Source organism: uncultured Phenylobacterium sp. (genome assembly GCF_902826855.1).
In the GTDB taxonomy this organism is placed as follows: domain Bacteria; phylum Pseudomonadota; class Alphaproteobacteria; order Caulobacterales; family Caulobacteraceae; genus Phenylobacterium.
Genome location: NZ_CADEGK010000007.1, coordinates 51737 through 56087, shown reverse-complemented (window position 1 = coordinate 56087; position 4351 = coordinate 51737). Strand labels below are relative to the sequence as shown.

4 protein-coding genes are annotated in these 4351 nt (G+C 71.7%); 2 read left to right on the top strand and 2 right to left on the bottom strand.

Annotated features, from left to right (window positions below):
- On the bottom strand, positions 1-1692 hold a 1692-nt coding region (locus QZV94_RS02315; RefSeq protein ID WP_293676186.1), incomplete at its 3' end, for a TonB-dependent receptor.
- A 110-nt stretch (positions 1693-1802) separates the two neighbouring features.
- On the opposite strand from QZV94_RS02315, the gene QZV94_RS02310 reads away from it, so the two are divergent.
- Together QZV94_RS02310 and QZV94_RS02305 are read left to right on the top strand one after the other, a co-directional pair.
- On the top strand, positions 1803-3197 hold the full coding sequence (locus tag QZV94_RS02310; RefSeq protein WP_293676185.1) for a sensor histidine kinase KdpD: 1395 nt from the start codon (positions 1803-1805) through the stop codon (positions 3195-3197).
- The gene (locus QZV94_RS02305) at positions 3194-3868 is read left to right on the top strand and encodes a response regulator transcription factor (RefSeq protein ID WP_293676184.1); all 675 of its coding nucleotides are present in this window, start codon (positions 3194-3196) and stop codon (positions 3866-3868) included. Before QZV94_RS02310 ends, QZV94_RS02305 begins: the two co-directional genes overlap by 4 nt.
- 12 nt (positions 3869-3880) lie before the next feature.
- Here the strand turns inward: QZV94_RS02305 and QZV94_RS02300 are convergent, their stop codons facing one another.
- Positions 3881-4240, bottom strand: a complete 360-nt coding sequence (locus QZV94_RS02300) for a hypothetical protein (protein ID WP_293676183.1) — start codon at positions 4238-4240, stop codon at positions 3881-3883.
- Positions 4241-4351: the final 111 nt, after the last annotated feature.

Sequence of the window (4351 nt, the reverse complement as noted above, 5' to 3'; positions counted from 1 at the left end):
CGGATCGCCCGCCAGCGCGTTGGGCAGGCGGCAGGGGTTCTCGGGGTCCGCGCAGCCCAGCTCGATCGCCGATGGCGAACGGCCGCCCTGGCTCAGGCTGGCGTAGGCGGTCACCGTGTCGCTCGGCCTCCAGGTCACGCCCAGGGCGGGGTTGAAGCGGTCGAAGTCGTGGGAGCCGTCGAGCGAGCCAGGCCCGCCGCCTGGGGTGATGGCGTCGCGGTTGCGCACCCGGTCGGCGTCGAACCGACCGGACACCGTCACCGACAGCCGCGAGGTCACGTCCAGGGTATCGGCGGCGAACATGCTGAACGTCCTGGTGCGCCCGACCAGGTCCACCCGCGCGTCGTCGGGCTCCTCGGAGGCCTGCGTCCCATCGGCGAACGCGCCCGGGCCATCGACCCCGATGATACCGCGGTCCGGCGTCAGATAGCCGTACTGCGTGGACTGGACGAAGTGCGCCCGGCTCTGCTTGAAGGCGGCGCCCACGACCAGTTGGTTGTCCAGGTCGTTCAACATTGAACGATAGGTGAACTGGGCTCCGGCGCCGCCTTCGTGCTGGCGCGTGGCTGTGCGGTTGATCAGGCCGTTGCACGTCTCGCCGGGCTCGCTGTTCAGGAGCACGTTGGCGATGCAGCGGAACCTCGGGAACGGCGTGTTGGCCGCGCTCTCGCCCGCTGTCGGCACGCCGGCGAACCCCGCCGCCGCCAGCGCCGCGCCCTCAGCCGCGTTCGGCTGGTAGACCGCCTCGGTCAGGGTCTCGTCGTTGATGTCACCGTTGTAGGTGCGCGTGTGGATGTCCCGGTAGTAGGCGTTGCCCGAGAACGACAAGCCGCCACCGGCGTCGTGCTCGAACGTCAGGTTGCCCAGGCCCGAGGTGTTCCGTGTGATGTCGGGCTTGGTGTAGACGCTGGATCGGTCGGCGGCCAGGAAGCGCTGCTCCTGCAGGCCGTTGCCGGCGAGGTCGGTGCGCCCATAGGTCCCTGAGAGCGCGATCCGCGTGGCGCCGTCCCCCCAGCCCAGCTTGGCGAAGGCCTGCGTCGCGTTCGACGGCGAGTCGTTGCGCCAGCCGTCGTCCTCGAAGGCCGAGACGGTCGCATAGGCGTCGAAGCCGCCGGCCGCCCAGCCGATCTCAGCCTCCGCCAGGCGACGGTCGTAGGCGCCATAGCCCAGTTGCACGGATCCGCCGGGGTTGCGCGCCCCGTCCTTGGTGCGGATCGCGATCGCCCCGCCCAGGGTGTTCAGCCCGAACAGCGGGTTGGAACCGGGGATCAGCGCCATCTCCGCGATCGCCTGCTTGGGGATCAGGTCCCAGCTCACCACGTCGCCGAACGGCTGGTTGAACCGCACCCCATCCACATAGACCGAGAGCCCCTGCGGCGTGCCCAGCAGCGGTGAGGCAGTGTAGCCGCGGTAGTTCAGGTCCGGCTGCAGCGGGTTGTTCTGGATATCGTTGACGTACACCCCGCCGAGCTCGCGCGTCATGAAGGCCGAGAGATCCAGCGCGTGGCTCCGCTCAATGCGGTCGGCGCCGGCCGTCTGGATGGCGGCGGCGGCCTTGTCGATGGCGAGTTCGCCGCCGAGCGGGGTCACGCCCACCACCTCGATCGGAGCCACCTCGACCGGCCGCGGTTCGGCCTGCGCCGCCATCGCCACCGCCAGCGGCGCGGCGGCGCCGAGCGCGCGCCTCAGCATGGATGCTCCCACCGACCGACTCTCCCCCCGCCGTATTTGTAGGGAACCTAGAGCGTACGCGATGTGCGATCCTGAGAGCCTTCTCAGGATCGCTGCCCTAAGATCGGGCGATGGCGGCCCTCGATCCACACCGACCCGCATCGGGCGGCGCACCCAGCGCGTTCCGCCGGACCCTCGCCGCCACCGGGCTCCTGGCGCTGGCCGCCCTCGTGGCCATGGCCGTGGTGATGACCAGCGGCCTGGCGCGGGCCGACGCCCTGCTGGAGCGCCTGCGCAGTTCGCAGGACCAACTGGCGCAGGTCACCCGCATCCAGTCCGACGTGAACCGCATGCGCGCCGACGTGGCCACCGGACGGCCCGGCGTCGCGGCCCGCGTCGTCGACGTGGAAAAGGCCCTGGACGCCTACCGGCGGTCGGTCGCCCAGGAGATCCTCGGACCGGAGGAGCGCTCGCAGACCCATGCCGGAGAGATCGCCGACGCCGGCGCGCTCGCGCGGATGTTCACCACCCTTCGCGAGCCGTTCCTCGCCGGGACCGCTCCGCCGGAAGTCGCCGAGAGCGCGTTCGAAGCCCTGACCGACCGGGTCGTCGTCCGCGAGCGCGCCGAGGCCGGCGCGGCCAGCCTGGCCATGAGCGACCTGCGCCGGACCATCACCGTCCTGGCGGTGGCGATCCCGACGTTCATCGCCCTCCTGGGCGCTGCAGGGGCCTGGCTGATGTACGCCGCGAACCGCGACCTCGAACACCAGGTCGGCGCGCGCACCTCGGAGATCGAAGCGGGCCGCGCCGCGCTTGCCGAGGTCGACGCCAACCGCCGCCTGTTCTTCGCCCGCATCGGACATGAACTGCGCACGCCCGCCACCGTCATTCGCGGTGAGGCCGAGGTCGTCCTGCGCGATCCCGCGGCCGACGTCGAGCGGCTGCGCGCATCCCTCGGCATCGTCGCCGCCAACAGCCAGGTGCTGCAGCGCCGGCTGGAGGACATGCTGGCCCTCGCCCGCGCCGAGGACGGCCGCATCGCGATCCGCCGTGAGCCCGTGGACCTTGCGGAGGTCGCGCACCGGGCGGCGGCCCTCGCCGAGCCCTATGTCCGCGCAAACGGCCTGCAACTTGTCACCGATGTCGATTCCGTCGCCACCTCGCGCCTCGACGGCGACGCCAGTTGGCTGCAGCAGGCGATCCTCGCGCTGGTAGACAACGCCGCCAAGTTCGCCGACCCGGGCGAGCCCATCCGCCTCACCCTGTCGCACCAGGCCACCGCTGCGCGCATCACTGTCGCCGACAGCGGCCCGGGGGTGGAGCCATGCGACCTGGCGAACATCTTCGATCCCTGGCGCCAGACGGCCGCCGGCCGCGCCCGAGGCGGCTCCGGCCTCGGCCTCTCCGTCGCCCGCTGGGTGGTGGAACAGCACGGCGGCGACATCCGCGCGCAGAGTAGCCCCGGGCGGGGCCTGACCGTGGTGATCGACTTGCCCCTCCTGGCTGAGGTGGCGGCTCGCCCATGAATATCCTGCTGGTCGAGGATGACCCCGGCATCGCCAGCTTCGTCACCCGCGGCCTCGCTGCCGAGGGCTTCCAGGTGCACTGGACCCGGACGGGGGCCGAGGGCCGCCGCTCGCTCACCAGTGGCGCCTACGCTGCAGCGATCCTGGACCTGGGCCTGCCCGACGGGGACGGCCTCGACCTTTGCAGCGCGGTACGCCGCGCGGGGGTGGCGACGCCGATCCTGATGCTCACCGCCCGCGGCGCGTTGGAGGACAAGCTGGACGGGTTCCGGAGCGGCGCTGACGACTACCTTTCCAAGCCCTTCGCCTTCGAAGAGCTGCTGGCGCGGCTCACCGTCCTGGCCCGCCGCGGACGGCCGCTCGAGCCCATCGTCGCCGGCGCGCTCAGCCTCGACCCCGCGAACCGCACGGCCACTGTGGGCCAGCAGTCTGTCGCGCTGCCCGCCCGCCAGTTCGGGGTGCTGGCAGGGCTCGCCGCAGCGGCAGGCCGGCCGGTGAAGCGCCAGGCGCTGCTGGAATACGCCTGGGGCCCCGCGCCCGATATCGCCGACAACACCCTCGACGTCTATGTCGGCTACCTGCGCAAGCGCCTCGCCGCCCTGCCAGGCGCCCCGTCCATCGAGACCGTACGCGGCGTGGGTTTCCGGCTCGCGCTTCAGCGTCCGGCGTGAGCTCCGTCGCGCCTACGGCGATCCGCGTGGGGCTGAGCGGCGCGCCCACTTGCCTCGAGCGACCGTCTGGACGCGGGGATTCGAGGTACTGAACACGTAGCGGCGGCCGAGGTTGTCGGTGGCCACGTCGTGCGTCAGTCGAAGCTCACCATCATAGCTTCCAGAGCGCTCGATGCGCTGAAGCCGACGACCGGCGCCGCCCACGATGGCAATGCTCGAAAGATCCGCGCCCGACAGCGCCCGTTCGCCGTCGTCGGCGACCACCACTTCGGCGCCTGAAAGAACCCTGAGCCCTTGGAGCTGTTCAGCCGCCAGGGCTTTGATCGGCCGGCCGTCGATCACCGCAATGACAGACGGCGTGAAAGCGGCCATGGGCGATGGCTCCGGTGACAGCCGCCCAATACGGCGGAAGACCAGGACCCCGCCGCCGGCGCTCGCGCCGACTCCGCCCGCCGAGGCGCAGAGCCGCCCCCCCCCACGCGC

Coding starts and splice junctions, on each gene's coding strand:
- QZV94_RS02310 (WP_293676185.1), top strand. CDS start 1,803: ATGGCGGCCCTCGATCCACACCGACCCGCATCGGGCGGCGCACCCAGC.
- QZV94_RS02305 (WP_293676184.1), top strand. CDS start 3,194: ATGAATATCCTGCTGGTCGAGGATGACCCCGGCATCGCCAGCTTCGTC.
- QZV94_RS02300 (WP_293676183.1), bottom strand. CDS start 4,240: ATGGCCGCTTTCACGCCGTCTGTCATTGCGGTGATCGACGGCCGGCCG.